General features: G+C 37.2%; 18 protein-coding genes. 8 read left to right on the forward strand and 10 right to left on the reverse strand.

All coding sequences use genetic code 11. The annotated features are described in order from the left end of the window. Positions 1-2 precede the first annotated feature (2 nt). The 4 genes from ACWM35_RS08925 to xerS all read left to right on the forward strand — a co-directional run bounded on the left by ACWM35_RS08925 (position 3) and on the right by xerS (position 4,277). On the forward strand, positions 3-1,088 hold the full coding sequence (locus ACWM35_RS08925; protein WP_454817462.1) for a GerAB/ArcD/ProY family transporter: 1,086 nt from the start codon (positions 3-5) through the stop codon (positions 1,086-1,088). After that, positions 1,081-2,178: a Ger(x)C family spore germination protein gene (locus ACWM35_RS08930; RefSeq protein WP_454817464.1), complete on the forward strand. Its 1,098-nt coding sequence runs from the start codon at positions 1,081-1,083 to the stop codon at positions 2,176-2,178. The genes ACWM35_RS08925 and ACWM35_RS08930 overlap by 8 nt, the downstream gene beginning before the upstream one ends. Before the next feature lie 18 nt (positions 2,179-2,196). Then, complete coding sequence (locus ACWM35_RS08935; protein WP_454817466.1) at positions 2,197-2,988, forward strand: alpha/beta fold hydrolase; 792 nt, start codon at positions 2,197-2,199, stop codon at positions 2,986-2,988. Between the two features lie 209 nt (positions 2,989-3,197). Next, a complete protein-coding gene (gene xerS / locus ACWM35_RS08940; protein WP_454817468.1) occupies positions 3,198-4,277 on the forward strand; it encodes a tyrosine recombinase XerS in 1,080 nt (359 codons plus the stop codon). A gap of 143 nt (positions 4,278-4,420) precedes the next feature. On the opposite strand, the gene ACWM35_RS08945 is transcribed toward xerS, so the two are convergent. The 7 genes from ACWM35_RS08945 to ACWM35_RS08975 all read right to left on the reverse strand — a co-directional run bounded on the left by ACWM35_RS08945 (position 4,421) and on the right by ACWM35_RS08975 (position 13,891). Beyond that, on the reverse strand, positions 4,421-4,858 hold the full coding sequence (locus tag ACWM35_RS08945; RefSeq protein ID WP_454817470.1) for a PH domain-containing protein: 438 nt from the start codon (positions 4,856-4,858) through the stop codon (positions 4,421-4,423). Between the two features lie 109 nt (positions 4,859-4,967). Then, positions 4,968-5,732, reverse strand: coding sequence for a hypothetical protein (locus ACWM35_RS08950; protein ID WP_454817472.1), 765 nt, complete (start codon positions 5,730-5,732; stop codon positions 4,968-4,970). A gap of 97 nt (positions 5,733-5,829) precedes the next feature. Continuing rightward, positions 5,830-8,268 carry a DNA topoisomerase IV subunit A gene (parC, locus tag ACWM35_RS08955; protein ID WP_454817474.1) on the reverse strand — a complete coding sequence of 813 codons (2,439 nt, stop codon included), beginning with the start codon at positions 8,266-8,268 and terminating at the stop codon, positions 5,830-5,832. Continuing rightward, entirely contained in the window at positions 8,268-10,244 is a 1,977-nt protein-coding gene (gene parE, locus ACWM35_RS08960; protein ID WP_454817476.1) for a DNA topoisomerase IV subunit B, read from the reverse strand. The genes parC and parE overlap by 1 nt, the downstream gene beginning before the upstream one ends. 305 nt (positions 10,245-10,549) lie before the next feature. Further along, positions 10,550-10,963 carry a CoA-binding protein gene (locus ACWM35_RS08965; RefSeq protein ID WP_454817478.1) on the reverse strand — a complete coding sequence of 138 codons (414 nt, stop codon included), beginning with the start codon at positions 10,961-10,963 and terminating at the stop codon, positions 10,550-10,552. A 119-nt stretch (positions 10,964-11,082) separates the two neighbouring features. Beyond that, entirely contained in the window at positions 11,083-11,883 is an 801-nt protein-coding gene (locus tag ACWM35_RS08970; protein WP_454817480.1) for a sensor histidine kinase, read from the reverse strand. Positions 11,884-12,157: 274 nt separating this feature from the next. Continuing rightward, the gene (locus ACWM35_RS08975; RefSeq protein WP_454817482.1) at positions 12,158-13,891 is read right to left on the reverse strand and encodes a glycosyl hydrolase family 18 protein; all 1,734 of its coding nucleotides are present in this window, start codon (positions 13,889-13,891) and stop codon (positions 12,158-12,160) included. 154 nt (positions 13,892-14,045) lie between these two features. Here ACWM35_RS08975 and plsY point away from each other — a divergent pair, with 154 nt between their 5' ends. The 4 genes from plsY (at position 14,046) to ACWM35_RS08995 (ending at position 16,480) form a co-directional block, all read left to right on the forward strand. Then, entirely contained in the window at positions 14,046-14,630 is a 585-nt protein-coding gene (plsY, locus tag ACWM35_RS08980) for a glycerol-3-phosphate 1-O-acyltransferase PlsY (RefSeq protein WP_454817484.1), read from the forward strand. Positions 14,631-14,752: 122 nt separating this feature from the next. Beyond that, positions 14,753-14,932: a hypothetical protein gene (locus ACWM35_RS08985; RefSeq protein ID WP_454817486.1), complete on the forward strand. Its 180-nt coding sequence runs from the start codon at positions 14,753-14,755 to the stop codon at positions 14,930-14,932. A 432-nt stretch (positions 14,933-15,364) separates the two neighbouring features. Next, positions 15,365-16,114 (forward strand): CPBP family intramembrane glutamic endopeptidase, encoded by a 750-nt coding sequence (locus ACWM35_RS08990; protein ID WP_454817488.1) that lies wholly within the window; start codon positions 15,365-15,367, stop codon positions 16,112-16,114. 75 nt (positions 16,115-16,189) lie between these two features. Continuing rightward, a complete protein-coding gene (locus ACWM35_RS08995; protein ID WP_454817490.1) occupies positions 16,190-16,480 on the forward strand; it encodes a HesB/YadR/YfhF family protein in 291 nt (96 codons plus the stop codon). A gap of 33 nt (positions 16,481-16,513) precedes the next feature. On the opposite strand, the gene ACWM35_RS09000 is transcribed toward ACWM35_RS08995, so the two are convergent. From ACWM35_RS09000 to ACWM35_RS09010, 3 genes are read right to left on the reverse strand one after another with little or no spacing between them, the layout of a single operon-like run. After that, positions 16,514-17,422 carry a Gfo/Idh/MocA family protein gene (locus tag ACWM35_RS09000; RefSeq protein WP_454817491.1) on the reverse strand — a complete coding sequence of 303 codons (909 nt, stop codon included), beginning with the start codon at positions 17,420-17,422 and terminating at the stop codon, positions 16,514-16,516. Positions 17,423-17,440: 18 nt separating this feature from the next. Further along, complete coding sequence (locus tag ACWM35_RS09005; protein ID WP_454817493.1) at positions 17,441-17,731, reverse strand: hypothetical protein; 291 nt, start codon at positions 17,729-17,731, stop codon at positions 17,441-17,443. Between the two features lie 21 nt (positions 17,732-17,752). Further along, positions 17,753-18,181, reverse strand: a complete 429-nt coding sequence (locus ACWM35_RS09010; RefSeq protein ID WP_454817494.1) for an acyl-CoA thioesterase — start codon at positions 18,179-18,181, stop codon at positions 17,753-17,755. Between the last annotated feature and the right edge of the window lie 5 nt (positions 18,182-18,186).

The following is an 18,186-nucleotide window of genomic DNA, read 5'->3' on the forward strand; positions in this document are numbered from 1 at the left end:
GCATGGAAATCACAGAAAAGTTATCTCCCTTTCAAACTTCAATCCTGATTTACTTAATACAGTCGGGTGTTACATTATTTTCTTTACCACGACTTGTTGCTGAAGCATTTGGAACAAACGGATGGATTGGGCTTGTTATTATTTACATGATCGTAAATTTCAATCTAATATTAATTTGGCTGGTATACAAAGTAAGTAATGGGAAGTCAGTGTTTCAAATTTTAGGGATTATTCCAAAATGGATTACCCTCCCATTTTGTTTGTTTATTGCAGGGGTATGGATGCTGTTAGGAGTAATGGTCATTGTTAAATTTTCAATGATCATTAAGGTATTGTTCTATCATAACGTGTCTCTTTTTTACTTATTACTTATGGCCTATATCCTGATGTATATGTTGTTAACGAAAGGACTGTATCAGATCGCGAAGTCAACGGTTGTAATATTTTTTTTTACGATATGGACTGTACTTTTACTGGCTTTTCACCTTCCAGAATTTAGTTTAATCCGGCTTACTCCGTTTATCTTTAAGGGAGAAACGGATTATTTTAATGGGGGAATGTCTATTTTTACTGCCCTTTTAGGATATGAAGTTTCTATTTTATTTTTACATCTGATTGAGAAGAAACAATTGAGATCTCTAATAGCGGGAAATACAATCACATTTCTTATATATTTGGGAGTTACGTTTGTAAGCTTCGGATTTTTTAGTTTTGATCAATTACTGAGGGAAATGTACCCAGTTGTAACTTTGTTGGGATACATTTCATTTCCAGTCCTTGAACGGGTGGAAAATTTTACATTTTCTATTTTTGGCTTAAAAGTACTTTTGACAACGGTCATGTATTTATGGGGTTCAAAGGAACTAATACAGTATCAATTTAAAGGAATTAAACCTCAGTTTCTTTTGTTTGGCCTACTGCTTGTTAGTTTTTCAGTTTCATTCATTCCGAAAGTGATAAAGGATGTTGAACAATGGTTAACCTATATTACTTATGCATCAACAGCTATTGCCTTTTTACTTCCAATTCTTTTGTTGGTAATTACACTAATTTCGAATAAGATGAATAGGAAGCCTGCCAATGATTAAATTTATTGTATGCATATTAATATTTTTCCTAAGTGGATGTGCCGAACAGCTCATTATCGATGATTTAGCTTTAATAAACGCAGTTGGCTATGATCTTACGGATAACAGAGAAAATCCAACAAAAGTTTCAGCCACCTTCCCAATCATAACAAAAGACGGGAAGTATGATCGAAAAACGATTATTGTAAACGGGAAATCCAGTAAAGAGGCAAGGGAAAAAATTAGATATGAGACGAATTTAAGACTGGAAAGCGGACAAATCCGTGTGGCATTATTTGGTCAGAAATTAGCAAACCAGGGGATGCTGCCTTATTTAAATTCCCTAGTCAGGGATCCGAGTATAGGTACTAGACTAAAGTTAGCAATAGCTGAAGATGAAGCTAGTGATATTTTGATGTTGCAAATAAAAAACGAAGGACAAAATGCTACGTATCTAGAGCAGTTTTTAACGAAACTGAATAAAGAAAACCTTAGGACGAATTTTAATATATATCAATTTCTTAGAGATTATTATGATGACGGTATAGATCCAATTCTGCCGGTATTTAAGGTCAAAAATAATAATATAACCTACAATGGCATAGGTTTATATCATCAAGATAAACTAGTTGATATGCTGAATCCTATGGATGCCCGGTATCTTTTTCTTTTTCGTGAAGAGATGAGAGAAGGTGTGTTTGTTCAACAAATAAATGTGAGTGGTGATGAGACTGCCTCCATCATGCTTTCCTATGAACTGCGGGGTCATGAAATTGACGTACAATCGACTTCTAAAAATCGCAGGAGTGCTACGATTCATATTGAAATTTTGGGTGATGTACTTGAATTTACAGGTAAAGAGGACGTTTCAGATCCGAAAATCCAAAAAAAAATGGAGAAAATTATTACCGAAAGGATAAATAAGGAGGGTGAGGAACTTTTTTTAAAATTGCAAAAACTTCAGGTGGATCCACTGGGAATTGGTCGATTTGTACGGAATAAAATGAGTTATCATCAATGGAAAGCGTTAGACTGGTATAAAGCGTATAAAGATATGAGCATTAATGTTGATGCAAAAGTTATCTTGAATAGTTCTGGAAAATGGAAATAGATAATGGAGGGAGTTAATATGGGAAAGTATGTCCTTGATTTAAATGGTTCAATCATAACCTACATTGATGAGGGGAAGGGAAATCCGGTTGTTCTACTCCACGGGTTCTGTGGGAGCAAAGACTATTGGCAACAGGTGATACCAGAACTGTCCAAAAACTTTCGAGTGATTGCACCAGACCTTCCGGGACACGGGGAATCTTCTAACCTGGTAGGAGCCTCTAGAATAGAGGATATTGCAGAACATATTAAAGTTTTATTGAATCACTTGAATTTATCACATGTTACCATGTTCGGGCATTCACTAGGAGGTTATATTACTCTTGCATTTGTCGAAAAGTACAGTGACCAATTGAAAGGATTTTCTTTAATACATTCAACTGCTTTTCCAGATTCTGAGGAAGCAAAAAAGGGAAGAGAGGCGAATGTTGAGAAAGTAAAAAGGGAAGGAATAGATGCTCTGATTGACGGGCTCGTACCAAAACTTTTTTCACCAGATAACTTAGAGAAAAATCCTGAAGCTGTAAAAATAGCAAAGGAAATTGGTTATTCAACATCAGCGGAAGGGGTAATGAAAACACTCCTTGCAATGAAAGAAAGACCTGATCGAAATCATGTTTTAGAGGGAAGTTCGTTGCCAGTTCTATTAATTGCAGGCGAAAAGGATCAAATTATCCCAAGTGATAAAACTTTTTCTGTCAGTAAGTCTAATATAAAACAGGTCTTAATTAAAGAAAGTGGTCATATGAGTATGTATGAGAACCCTTCTAATTTGATCTACGAGATTCATGAATTTTTGAATAACCAATGACAAAAGAAAACAATCCACACCTCTAGTGGATTGTTTTCTTTTGTATTATCATCAAATGAAAGAGTAACCTTATTGCAGTAAGGTTACTTTTCCTCTTACAACAGTCCGAAAGTGTAAACTTAACTATATGGTTGTTCTTTAGATAATTACGTAAAATATAAATTTGACGTAATTATCCATGTTGGGTAAAATATAGAAGAGGTGTTTATATGGTTAACCAACAAAATCAATTGAATTTTAAAAAGCTGCAAGCCTTACTTAACGATCTTCCCTGGTATGTTGAAGAATATATAAACCATAAATTAAGGAAACTTTCGACGGCTTCGTTATTCAATTACTGTCATGACTATAAAATCTTTTTCAACTGGATGGTCAGTGAGCAATTAGTTCAGGGTGATATTAAGGATATTCCTCTAGAACGTCTAGAACGATTGACGGTTCTTGAAATTGAAGGCTTTTTGAACTTTCTTCATTATCAGTTAAACAATAAAGAATTAACCGTGAATCGTAAGTTATCTGCCTTAAAATCTTTGTTTAATTATCTGCAAAATGTTGCTGAAACCCCTGATTTAAAGCCATATATCAATCGAAATGTCATGGCGAAAATTGAATTCAATGAAGTGAAAGACAGTATGGAGACGAAAGCAAATAAAATGGAAGGCAAAATCCTTCTAGGCGATGAATATGAAAAATTTCGCTTATTTGTTGCTCATGAGTATGGTGAATTGAATAAGGAAAACAAAAAGATCTCAAATTTTTATCAATTTAACAAAGAACGTGATACTGCAATCGTTTCTCTAATCTTAGGCTCTGGCCTTCGTCTTTCTGAGCTGGTGAATCTTGATTTGGATGATATCGACTTCAGCAAATATAGTGCACGAGTCATTCGAAAAGGAAATAAAGAGCAATTTGTATTCTTTAGCCAAGTGGCAATGGCGGATTTGCAGGATTATTTGGCTGTAAGATCGTCTAAATACCAAGTGGATAAGAATAATCATGCATTATTTATCTCAGCTGCTATTGGCCCTAAAGGTAAAACACGCAGACTAACGGCACGTTCAGTCGAAAAAATGATTGAAAAATACGCTTCAGCTTTTGGCAAACCCTCATTATCCGTACATAAACTTAGGCATTCCTTTGCAACCAGATATCATGCGGAGATTAACGATGTACCGAAATTAAGACGGCAATTAGGTCATTCATCCATTCAAACAACGATGATCTATACGCATATTAAGAATGATGATTTAAAAATTGCTGTCGATAAGATGGATATGCCAAAGGAATAGATGGAATAAACTGTCATTAGATGGCGGTTTATTTTCCTTTCATTAGTTTACATAATATATATTATGTAAACTAATTCTAGTTTTGTCTCAAATATAAAGTATACTTAAGAAAATGAGATTTTTTAAAAATTTTCACTAGTTTACTAACCATTTTTTTTCTTTAAATCTACCACAATTGCTGGATTTATTTCGTTCAATTTGTTACAAAAGCTCACTTCATCCTTTGGTGAAATGATGGCAAAATCCCATTTTCCGTACTCAAGTTTTATTCTTTTCAAAGATAAAGCTGGACTTGAAAGCGGATTATTTGTGCTTTTTATTCTTTTAATATTCATTATGTTAACATTTTGTTTAAATGGACCTGCTACGATTTTTAGGTCCTCCCCATCGATCTCATAGTAGGTCCAAAACCAAAGCCAGGAGAAAAAACTAGTTACCATGAGAAACACGATAATAGCAATTATCCGCCCTACCCATCCATCATCTTTATCCGGGAGAAAAATCGTTGAATATCCCATAAAGAGTATCGAGCCCCAGAGTAAAATCCCAATAAAGATCCCCTTTTTAGAATAAAATCTCATTATTTCTCCACCCCCATTTATCTTTTTAATTGTATTTACGTTTTTGTTTCAAAAAAGTTCCCGACTAGCAATGTTAATACGTAAAAAAACACAGGAATAACCTGTGTCCTTATCGTTTCTTCTTCTCTTTTTCGGTTCGAACCTTCGTATTGACTAAGCTCCATTTCCCATCTTTATAACTCCAAGAGGATTCTACAAAAGCAATTGTGTCAGCGTTCGTAATTCCTGTTATTTTTTGTATCCCTCTTAACCCTGTTTCCCCATTATCTAAAAGAACAGGTTTTAAAGAATGAAAGGAATTCACGGTCAATTCTGTAGGTTCATTTATCTTTCCTTTATAGTAAAGTCCAAGTTTTTTGTAATACTTTTTTCGATCCTTTAAATCAAACTCATAGGTTTTCCCTGTTTGATTAATCGTTAATTTTGCTTTATAACCATTGTCAAATCCACTGCTGATTTCTAATGGGTCAGGAACGGTTAATTCCTGGTGGATAAAATCCTTTAACGAGTATAAATAATTTAGGGTATTTTCTCCCCCATCTTCGAGTAGAACATTGGCAAAGATATCTTTAACGCCATCTTGATTTAAATCAGCAATTTTAAGTGCTGCTTTCGTTCCACTTTCAAGGGGAATCGTAACCCGATTATCATTAGAAGCGTTGACTTCAATATATATTTCTTTTAAATAATGTTCATCTTCATCATAAGGTACCCCTTTTAATGAGATTGTCTCCATAATACCATCACCGGTAATATCCGTTTCTGCTTTTGAAATGGTTACTGTGTTTGCTCTCTCCTCCATTGCATATACACCGGTAATTGTAACTGACATAAGAAAGAATGCTGTAGCTGCCATGATAAGCTCTTTTTTCATTCTTTACCCCTCCAAAGTCTGATAAAGGTAGTATGCCCCATTCATGGTAAAAACATGAAAAAAGCCTCCCTAAATTTAAGGGAGACTCTAAAAATTTTTATTCACTCAGTTTTTCTTGAACTTCTACCTTCCAAATGGTTGTTGCTTTTCCATTTTCCGTTTCATCCAAGATAAACGAGCCATTGGAATAACGATCACTAAAGCGAATCTCTTCGGCTGTTATTTGTTCCGTTTGTCCTTTTTCGGTTTGAATGAACACAATATCCTGTTCATTCGCAACAACAAAGCCGACTATCCGATGTGGATTTGCTTTTAGCTCGCGTAGAATGACAACTCCACGTTTTGCACGACCTGATTTTTCAAATTCCTTCAGCTTCATTCGCTTGATCGAGCCACGTTGTGTAACGATGACAACGGCTGGGCTGTCATCAGGAGAAAGGACTTTACCACCGACAACGACATCGCCGTCTTTTAAGTTAATACCTTTTACGCCCGCCGCTCTGACACCAACAATACTTATCTCATCCTCAGCGAACCACAATGCGTATCCCAATTTTGTAATTAAGAAAATTTCCTTTGTGCCATCAGTTAAATGAACATCAATTACTTGGTCATCATCTTTAAGGTTCACACCAACTAGAGGCTTCGAATATCGCTGTGCTTTATATTGCTTCAGTTCGGTTTTCTTGACCATACCTTGTTTAGTGACAAACACTAAATAGGCATCCTTTTCGAAATCTTTTACCGTTATGGCCTGTATAATTTCTTCATCACGCTCAATTGGGATAATATTGGCAATATGCTGACCAAGATCCTTCCACCGGACATCTGGCAATTCATGAACTGGACAGAATAAATAATTTCCCTTATTTGTAAACAGTAACAGGACATCCTTCGTATTCATATCCAACTGTGCCAGCATTCGATCAGATTCCTTCATGGCGAAATCTTGTCCGTTTGAGGCTGCGAAGGAACGTTGACTTGTCCGTTTTACATAGCCTTCCTTCGTAACAGTGACAATAACATCCTCACTGGCAACCATGACCTCTAGATTGATTTTTAATTCTTCTATTTCTGCTTCAATCTTTGAACGGCGCTCATCAGCAAATCGTTTTTTTACATCTCTTAATTCTTTTTTAATCACTGAAATTAGCTTTTTCTCACTGTCCAAGATGGCTGTCCATTCTTCGATTTTCTTTGCTAATTCTTCCGCTTCATTTCTTAATGCTGTGATATCTGTATTGGTTAAACGATAAAGCTGTAAGGAGACAATCGCTTCAGCTTGTGCTTCTGTGAAGTCAAATTTAGCTATTAAATTGTCTTTCGCGTCACGCTTGTCTTTTGATGCACGGATCGTCACAATGACTTCATCGAGAATGGATAATGCCTTCATTAGCCCTTCGACGATATGCTGTCGTTCTTTTGCTTTATTAAGCTCAAATTGAGTTCTTCTAGTTACAACCTCTTTTTGATGCTCGATATAGGCGTCAAGTAATTCCCGAATACCTAATAATTTCGGACGTTTATTAGAAATAGCAACCATATTAAAATTATAGGTCACCTGTAAATCGCTGTTTTTATATAAATAGTTTAGGACACCATTTGCATCCGCATCTTTCTTCAATTCAATGACGATGCGCAGGCCTGTTCGGTCCGTTTCATCGCGAATCTCAGAAATGCCCTCTACTTTTCGGTCTAAGCGAAATTCATCGATTTTTTTTACTAGATTCGCTTTATTGACTTCATAAGGAATTTCTGTGACAACAATCTGCTGTTTACCGCCACGAACATCCTCAATTTCTGCTTTACTGCGGACGATTATTTTTCCTTTACCAGTTTCATAGGCTTTTTTAATTCCATCGATTCCTTGTATGATGCCACCAGTTGGGAAATCGGGACCTTTGATCACCGTCATTAATTCATCAACAGAAACATCAGGCTGATCCATTTTCATGATGACACCATCAATGACCTCACCTAAATGGTGGGGTGGTATATCGGTTGCATAACCAGCAGAAATACCGGTTGATCCATTGACAAGTAGATTTGGAAACATTGCTGGGAATACAGTTGGTTCCTTTGATGTATCATCGAAGTTTGGAATAAACTCTACGGTGTTTTTCTCGATATCACGTAGTAACTCAGTGGCAATGGCTGATAGCCTAGCTTCTGTGTAACGCATCGCTGCAGGTGGATCACCATCGACACTACCGTTGTTTCCATGCATCTCTACTAGGACATTTCGTACCTTCCAGTCCTGGCTCATCCGAACCATCGCTTCGTAAACGGATGAATCACCATGGGGGTGATAGTTACCAATTACATTCCCAACGGTTTTAGCTGATTTTCGGAAACCTTTTTCATGGGTGTTCCCTTCCACATGCATCGCAAACAATATTCTTCGCTGCACTGGCTTCAAGCCGTCCCTGGCATCTGGCAGGGCACGTTCTTGAATTATATATTTACTATATCGACCAAAACGATCACCAAGGACATCCTCTAAAGGCAGGTCACGGAACTTTTCATTTGTACTCATTATTCAGATTCCTCCTGGGCGACCGTAATATTTTCATTTTCGAGAATTGAATCATCTTCTTCTAAACCAAACGCCACATTGCTTTCAATCCATTTACGGCGCGGTTCCACTTTATCACCCATAAGAGTGGTTACGCGGCGTTCTGCTCTTGCCGCATCATCAATTTTTACACGGATTAACGTCCGTGTCTCCGGATCCATGGTTGTTTCCCAAAGCTGGTCAGCATTCATTTCACCAAGACCTTTGTATCGCTGAATGATATAGCCTCTACCGACTTTTTTAATAGCACCTTGTAATTCGTCCTCATTCCAAGCATACTCAATCACTTCTTTTTTGCCGGTACCTCTGCTTACCTTATATAAAGGAGGCAATGCAATAAAAACCTTACCTGCTTCGATAAGCGGCTTCATGTAACGGTAGAAGAAAGTTAATAGTAATACCTGAATATGGGCTCCGTCAGTATCAGCATCCGTCATTATAATCACTTTATCATAGTTAACATCTTCAACAGTAAAGTCAGACCCGACTCCAGCACCCACAGCATGGATAATGGTATTGATTTCCTCATTTTTAAAGATATCGGCAAGCTTTGCTTTTTCGGTATTAATTACTTTACCTCGTAAAGGAAGAACCGCTTGAAAGCGGCGGTCGCGTCCCTGTTTCGCGGACCCACCTGCAGAGTCTCCTTCGACCAAATAAAGCTCATTTTTCTGAGGATTACGTGATTGTGCAGGGGTAAGTTTACCTGAAAGACTAGCTTCTGAACGTTTCCGTTTCTTACCACTTCTGGCATCCTCCCGCGCTTTCCTTGCAGCTTCCCTTGCTTGATAGGCTTTTATTGACTTTTTGATTAATAAAGAGCTAATATCAGGATTTTCTTCAAGAAAATAGGATAGATTTTCAGACACCACCGCATCGACTGCGGAACGGGCCTCACTCGTTCCTAATTTACCTTTGGTCTGACCCTCAAATTGTAAAAGCTCCTCTGGAATTCTAACTGAAACAATGGCAGATAATCCTTCACGAATATCAGCGCCATCAAGATTTTTATCTTTTTCTTTTAAAAGTGAAACCTTACGGGCGTAGTCGTTAAATACACGAGTCATCGCCGTTTTTGCCCCTACTTCATGGGTGCCACCGTCTTTCGTCCGGACATTGTTTACAAACGAAAGGACATTTTCGGAATAACCGTCATTAAATTGAAAAGCAAATTCAACTTCAATGCCATTTTGACTACCTTCAAAACTAGCAACAGGATGAAGCTCATCTTTTTCTTCGTTCAAGTAACTAACAAAAGCCTCAATTCCATTTTCGTAATGGAATACTTCATGGACACTATTGCGGTCATCGATGATTTCAATCTTCAATCCTTTTAAAAGGAATGCTGATTCTCGTAACCTTTCACACAATGTTTCAAAATTATATGTCGTGGTAGAAAAAATGGTGGTATCTGGTTTAAAGTGAATGGTTGTACCCGTTTGATTGGTTTTCCCGATTTTTTCTAGTGTGGTTACTGGTTTACCGCCATTTTCAAACCGCTGTTCATAAATAAAACCGTCCCTCTTAATCGTAACGGTTAACCATTCAGATAAAGCATTGACGACAGAGGCGCCAACTCCATGTAAACCACCGCTCGTTTTATAACCGCCCTGGCCAAATTTCCCACCAGCATGAAGCACTGTGAGAATGACTTCAGGGGTTGGTTTTCCTAATTTATGCATACCCGTAGGCATTCCGCGTCCTTTATCAATTACACTTATCGAATTATCTTTATGGATACGTACAATAATTTGATCCCCATATCCACCTAGAGCCTCATCCACGGAATTATCGACTATCTCATATACGAGATGGTGTAGTCCTCGAGAATCTGTACTGCCAATGTACATCCCTGGCCGCTTTCTGACGGCCTCCAGTCCCTCTAGTACCTGTATGGCATCATCATTATATTCAAACACCTGTTGATTTTTTGCCACTAAAATACCCCTTTCACTGCCTACAAAAAGAAAACACTTCTGATTGCTAACATAATCATCACATTTCTCATTCGTGCCAGATATTTTTAATATCTTAAATTTTATTAATTAAGTTAGAACGAACGTTTGCCACTATCATTTTATCATATGTTCTCGCTTCGTCTATGCTTTATTTTAGCGATTTATTTCATTTTGGCAAATGCAATCTTTGAAAACAACAAATTATTGCAAGATATAATTGCTGTAATCTAAAGTGAAAAAAATAAAATAGCTGCCAGTTTTTAGCAGCTATTTTATCTAATTGTTTATTTTGTTAAAGCATGGGCCACTTTTATACAGAGGTCCATAATGACTGTATAGCCCTTATCTTTTAAGTACTGATAAGCTTCTTCATCGACGCAGCCTTGCTGAGCCCAATACACATCTGCATCGATTTCATCAAATTCTTTGGCAACATCTAATAATTGTTCAGAACGGCGGAAGACATTAACAATATCAATATGACCCTCGATATCCTTTAAGGAGGCTACCGCCTTTACGCCAAGTGCTTCATCAATGGTCGGATTCACTGGAATAATTTCATATCCAGCTTTTTGCATGACCTCAGAAACCATGTATGAGGTTCTATCGGGTTTATTACTTAGACCAACCACAGCAATTCTCTTAGCCTTTTTTAAAATGGCCCCAATGTCATCAAGACTTGGATTTTGAACAGACATCTTCAACACTTCCTTATTTTCCTATATTTAACCTGCTAAACTAACTATAACATAACCAAGATATCAGGAAAAAAACATAAACTCAGAATAATATGGAATTAATCCATTTTTCCGATAGTTTATCTGGAAGCCTTCGGGACAAGTAATGTAATGCTTGTTCCATCCCCTGTATTTTCAGCTTTCACACATCCATTCATATTCGCTACGACTGTGTTTGTAAAGTAGTATCTGAGCCCGCTACCGTGAGTTTGTTGGGTAAAATTCGGCTCAAACATACTAAAATGGGATGCGGGCTCCCTCACATCAGCCTTATAGGTAAATTGGGCAGCCCAAAAATTCGCTTCCTCATAAATTTGGATTTGAATTTTCCTGTTATGTTGTTCGCGATAGTCAAAGGCATCCTTGGCGTTTAAGAGGACATTTAATACAGCTAAACGATAATCATTTGGATATCCAAACGTAAGTGGCTGTCCGCGATGAACAAATTCAATATCGATATCATGGCTTTTCAGACAAGGAGAAAAGATCGATAAGGCATCTTCTATAGCATCAGAAACCGAAAAGCGCTTCTCTTTATTGGGCAGATAAAATTTTCGAAGATCATTCAAAAAACCTGTCATATGCTGAATTTGATCCATACTATCTTTGGTGAAACGGTCAAGATATAGCTCTGTTATTTCCCCAAACTCGAGTGCATCGCGTAAGTCCTGAACTAGGAGAGTTAAGCTGTTTATCGGTTGACGCCAGTGGTGCCCAATACTTCCAACCATTTCCCCCATCGCCGCATGTCTGGATTGCTGGATGAAGAAATGATCTTTCTCTTTGTTTTTGGCTATCTCTTCCGCTAATTTTTTCTCTAACATCCGATTCAATTCGACCAATTCATCATAGCTCTTTTCACTTTCCTTAAGAATATTCATACTATCACTACCTTTATTAAATTTATTGAGATTAAAAGAAGATTATGGTTTAGGGGACAACCAGAGGATTTTATATATGAAAACCGACCATTTTTACTGTGAAAGTGGTCGGTTCTTCGCTTTAACTTTTACTAATATTTAGGTAAATTATATTCCAAGATAATAAATTTTATCTATAAATCAGCGAATGATTTGAAAATTCTCCATATTTTTGTAATAAAATTGCCCATAATTGTTCTTAATATAGACAGAAAAATAGACCGTATTTTACGGTCTATTTTTGGGTAACAGTTTGATTATTATTTAAGTCTAATGCGGTCCATGCACTTTCGTCACCGAAGAAACGCGACCAAGTCCCTATCCCAGCAAGCTGAAACGAATTGACTAGATCGGCCCGTTTGTTTAAGGATAATTCATCCTCAATCCAAATTTTATAAGTGGCTTTCTCATCCTCTGCAAAATATTCCACAAAGTTTTGTCCGCTTGCCTCGTCATAAACCGGCAGTACACCCATTTCTGTGATCCATTCCTTCACTTGAGCCATCGACAATGCTTTGGCGGTCACCTCAGTCGTGCCATCCTCTTTTAGCTGTTCTTTCCAAAGTCTTGCATATAATGGAACACCTAGGATTAGCTTTTCATTCGGAACCTCTTGAAGTAATTTTTGCAGATTGGTTTCTACCCACGGTATACTGGAGACACTTCCGGCACCAGTGGATGCACCTGTATGTTCATCATAAGCCATCACGATTAAATAATCGACAATTTCCGCAAGCTTCTTTCGTTCATAAAAGGAGGACCAATTATTATTTTCGCCAGCATAGAAAGTGATGTCCATCGAAACGACTAAACCTGCTTCATGCAAATAAGGAGTTGCTTCCCGCATCAATTGCGTTACAAGCGGTCCATCTTCTTGTTTCACATTTTCTATGTCAAAATTAATTCCTTGCAGCTGGTACATTTGGCTAAAATGAAGAAGCTGACGAATAATGGTTTGCCTTGTTTCAAAGTCTTTTAAGGCTTCATGAGTAAGTTCGGGGTCAAAGTTATTAGAAAATAATCCCCACACCTGGTAGCCTTTTGACTGAGCCCATTTACTATATTCTAATGATGCGATGTTTTTTATCGTTCCATCATGACTGGCAAGAGAAAACCATGTAGGTGAAACGACATTGACTCCGCTCATGTCTGGAATTAAGGTATGGTCAGGATTTTTCGTATACACAGCTTCCCACGTTAACTGAATGGGCCCATCAATTTTCGCAACGGAATGCGGTGTGGTTTCATGTGAGATGCTAATGGTGACTTCTTCGTTTTTAGTAACATATTCCTTTTTTATATAACCGCTAACACCATTTTCTTTTCTAACGAGGTAATAGTCTTCTTTCTCAGCTTCAATCATAACGGATTCCTTATTCTTCATGTCAGTAGTATAGGGAGATGATAAGGAAGGCTCTGTTCGTAGTCTTAGCTTTTCCTGATTGACTTCCTTGGAGATGATTTCTCCTTTGTTCCACTGATCTCCATGCTGCTGAATCCAAATCGCTTCTGTTCCTGCTAATTTCTTGTATTGAAGTGGATAATAGGTAAGTAACGGGTCAAGGGCCACAAAAATTTCCCCATCTTTAGAAATAATGGGAGATACCTGGAGATCCACAGGATTTTCATTAACAAAGAAGGTTAACGAATCTGTCGGCATTTGAATGACTTTCTCAGCGGTTGTGATGATGACTGATTTCGATTTTTCGTCAAAAATAATCGTGTTGTCGATTTTTTCTTGGATAAAACGGAGTGGAAGAAACAAAGTATTTCCCTCAACCAATGCGTTCCCCTGCTGCTTTCCTTCAAATAGGATCGGATATTTGTTATGAAAATAAGGAACCTTCTCCTTTGATGCAAAAGGATAGAGTAACCAAAATATGGATGATGCAATGATTAATACTGCAATCATCAAGCCACCGATGATCCAATTCGGCGATCTTTTTTTATTGTATTCCATCTGTGCCATCTTTCTTTCCTCCTCCCTACTATCGTAAGGTATCATTGGAGAATTGAGAAGAATTTTTTCTGGCTTTTTCTGTGTTAACGGTTGTGATAGCGTTTTTTCACCATTCCATGGTAGAATAAACATACTGTATCAATATTAGAAGGAGAAATGATGGATGCTTCAAATCGTTTTAGTTTTAATCCTTGCCTATTTACTTGGCTCGATTCCGTCAGGGTTAATCGTTGGTAAATTATTTTATAAAACGGATATACGAGAGCATGGCAGTGGAAATCTAGGGGGAACCAATACCTTTCGGACACTTGGGGTAAAAGCCGGATTAGCGGTGACACTTGCAGATATCTTAAAAGGAACGCTCGCAGCGGCCTTGCCTGTCCTTTTTGGACTAGATATCAACCCTTTACTTGCAGGAGTATTTGCCGTAATCGGTCATACCTACCCAGTATTTGCAGGATTCCGTGGCGGTAAAGCAGTTGCAACCTCTGGTGGTGTTTTATTGTTTTGTGCCCCGATGATGTTCTTAACTATACTTCTCGTGTTTTTCTTAAGTCTTTACATAACGAAGTATGTTTCCTTATCATCGATGCTTGCAGGGGTTTGTGGTGTGATTTATGCTTTGTTTGAATGGGACATCCCATTACTAATTGTTGTAACCTTACTGGCTTCTTTTGTTATCTATCGGCACCGCGCCAATATCAAACGTATTATGAATAAAACTGAACCTAAGATTAAATGGCTATAAAGGGATCAATATGTGATTCCTTTATAGCCATTTTTATTTTTCACGAATATTTCATATTCACCATGAATTCCTCACGATTCTTTTTCGTAAAATATAGGTAAGTACATTGAGGAGGCGATAAATTGTACACCTCGAATGAAACCTTTATTTTTTCTACCGATGTAACCGAAGCCACAACGGAAAATGAGTTTATCGTTGAGATTTTTCACCAGCTGGAAGATACTTCTCAAGGTGATACACCGATTAAAGTCACCCAAACCTTCGATGAAATTATCGACTTTTTTGAACAAATGGATAGGTAAAGTAAAAAACGGAGATTCCTGGCAAAGGGTTCTCCGTTTTTAGATTTTAAGCAGCTTGAATGCCCCTTTTCCTAAAACATCACTTACATAATCTAGTTTTGTGTGGTCAAAATAGACAAATTCTTTCTCATGAATGAGGATCATAACCTCTTCAAATTTAAAGACAAAATCGCCGCTAATCTTCTGCTCTTCCAGAGACAGATTTAATTTTGGACCTCCTCAACCAACACCCATGCTTAGGCGAACGAATAACTGCTCATCTGGGGTTTGCTTTTCTTTCTCAACCAACATTTTAAAAAGTTGGAGGGCATTTTCAGTAACTTTAAACAATAAATATCACTTCCTTTTCAAAAGTAGAAGAAAGTCGAATTATCCCACAGATATATATTATATTATTGTTATGGTATAAAGGCTATTAATTGGAGGTTCTAAGTGAAACAAAGGGAGAATCAAGCTGTTTTTATTTCGATTATTTTTATCATTTCAACCTATTTATTTAGCAGAGGGAATTTTAGCTATTTTTTTATGCTAGTTTTTGGATTCATGTTAATGATTGCTTTTTTTAATGAAGAAAACCGTTTATTTTCGTGGATTTTCCTTTCTTTTTTCGGAGGGAATTTAATCCGTTTTTATTTAGATAAGTTTCTCGAAGGAATTGAGTTAAACCCTTATTACGTGCTTATCGGAAGTCAATTATTAACTATTATTCCAATCCTCTCTGTTTGTTATGTTAGCAAAGCATTTAATCGGGAAATCATGTCTTTTTGGCAAATACCATCGAAAAGAATGCTTTCATTTACATTAATCCCATTTCCACTTGTGTTTATTATGATCACCATAACCCATGGTGGTCCCAATTTCTTGCAGGGATTTCTATCTTTGCTATTATTTGCAGGTGTTCATGCCACCCTTCAAGAATTTATTTGGCGTGGTATTTTATTGACCCAAATGATTAAAATTACCAATATAAAATATGGAATTCTAATCACCAGTCTAGCTTTCGGTATCAATTCGACGCTACTTGGTTTTTCAACAATGATTTTCATCAGCTATTTCTTATTGGGCCTCCTATTAGGTTACCTAACAATCAGGACCAAAAGCATTGTTCCAGCGATTATTGCCCATATATTAGCTCTATGTATCCTTTTTCTTACTGGAATACTGCAAATCCCTATTCTTTAGGTGAAGCACCATGATCGATAATTTTCTAACGGTAATATATAATAACTAAATAGTAGTGTTAGAAAGGAGTTTCCAATGAAAATACAAATCAGCCATGATGCTGTAGCCTGGTATAAGCAAGAACTAAATCTTAATAAAGGTGATTATGTCCGATTCTTTGCCCGCTACGGCGGTTGCAGCACTGTCCAAAGTGGCTTTTCGCTTGGAGTATCCAATGAAGAACCAACCGATGTCGGCACAAAAGTGCAGGAGGATGGAATTACTTTTTATATCGAAGAAAAGGATTTATGGTATTTTGACGACCATAATCTCATCATCGATTATCAAACAAAATACGAGGAACCAGTCATAAGCTATGAAAAGTAAAAAGCACACTTGATTTTCAAGTGTGCTTTTTTACTAGCTATTTTCTAATTGTTGGACAATCATTTCACAAATTTCATGTGTTTTTAGGGCATCTGCTGCAGAGATTGAGGGCTTGGAATTCGTACGTAGCGCATCAAGGAATTCCGCAATAATTTGTTCAAAGCCCCGTTTATAGAGTGTAGGATCCCAATTATTAAAACCGATGGTGGATTCTTGATTCCCCTGAAGAATCGTCATCCTTTCCAGATCATAGACCATTCTTTTTTCAGCAGGGCCCATCACCTCGAGCCGTTCCTCACCGGCACCGCTATCTCGATTCATAATCGCCATGCCTGTCATGTTCTCAGAGACAAATTGAACCACTACATGGTATAGGAGTCCATCCTTTTTTCGCCCGTTTACAATGATCTCTTTCATTTCCCCGTCCATTAGGAACCGAACGGTATCAATGCAATGAATGAAATCATCAAAAACAAAGGTACGGATATCTCCTGGCTGAGAATGACGATTTTTTTGCAATAGAACCATATTTGGCTCTGCTATTTCTTGCATGGCCTTGTAAAATGGTGCAAATCTGCGATTAAAGCCTGTCATGAGGATTAAATTATTGGTATCTGCTAATTCTACAAGTTGTTTTGTCGTTTCGTAATGATAGGTAATCGGTTTATCAACATACACATGAATATTATTTTCTAAAAGCTCTTTCACAATGAACTCATGCGACTCTGTAGAAGAATGGACAAACGCTCCTTTAATCCCACTGTTAATGAGTGAAGAAAGGCTGGTATGAGTCTGGGCAAATCGGTATTTATTACTAATTTGCATTAGCTTTTCCGCATTTCTTGTAAAAAGGTGGACCTCGACATCATTTAATGCACCTATTACCGGTAAATAGGCTTTTTTTGCAATATCTCCTAAACCAATAATCCCTATTTTTAGCATGTTTACACCTCTCCATAGTTACCAAATATGATCTTCCAAGCCTTCTATTCTTAATATTTCTCTCTGTCTTTCCCCGATTAAGTCAAAATGAGAATAACCGTCTCGGCGGTAGTGAATCCATTCTTTTTCTAACCCATATCTTTTTCCCCAGTCAGCTAGTCGATCAAGATCATGACAGCCAACTTTAGTGACCGTTTTACATCCTGGAAAACGGTCATCAAGCCAATAATGAGTTAAAAAGGCGATTTCACCAGCATCAATTTTTCGTTTCCACTCTCTTATTTCATGTCTTTTAATTCCAAATGCCATCGAGGTTCACCTCATCATTGACTACTTTTTCTTTATTTCTTCATATTTTAGGAACCATTCTGGGAAAGCCTTTTTGAATGATGTTGGTCGAAAATTATCCTTCTTGACGATAATATGTGTAGAGGTTCCTTCTGCACATATTTCATTGTCTCCATTTACAATCGTATAGCCATAAATAGTCTTAATCCCATCATTTTTTTCTACCCATGTCTTGACGAAACCTCTATCACCATACCGCAATGGTTTCTTATAGGTAATTTGGATATCATAAACAGGGGCATAATAACCCGCATTCTCCATTTCCAAATAACTAAAATCTAAATCTTCAATTAAGCCTGTTCTCCCCAATTCGAAATACTTCAAGTAATTAGCATGATAAATGACCCCCATCATGTCTGTATCTGCATATAATAGCTGAATTTCCCGTGTTGAAATAAATAACTCTTCCACTTTCA

This window comes from Neobacillus sp. K501 (genome assembly GCF_053749995.1).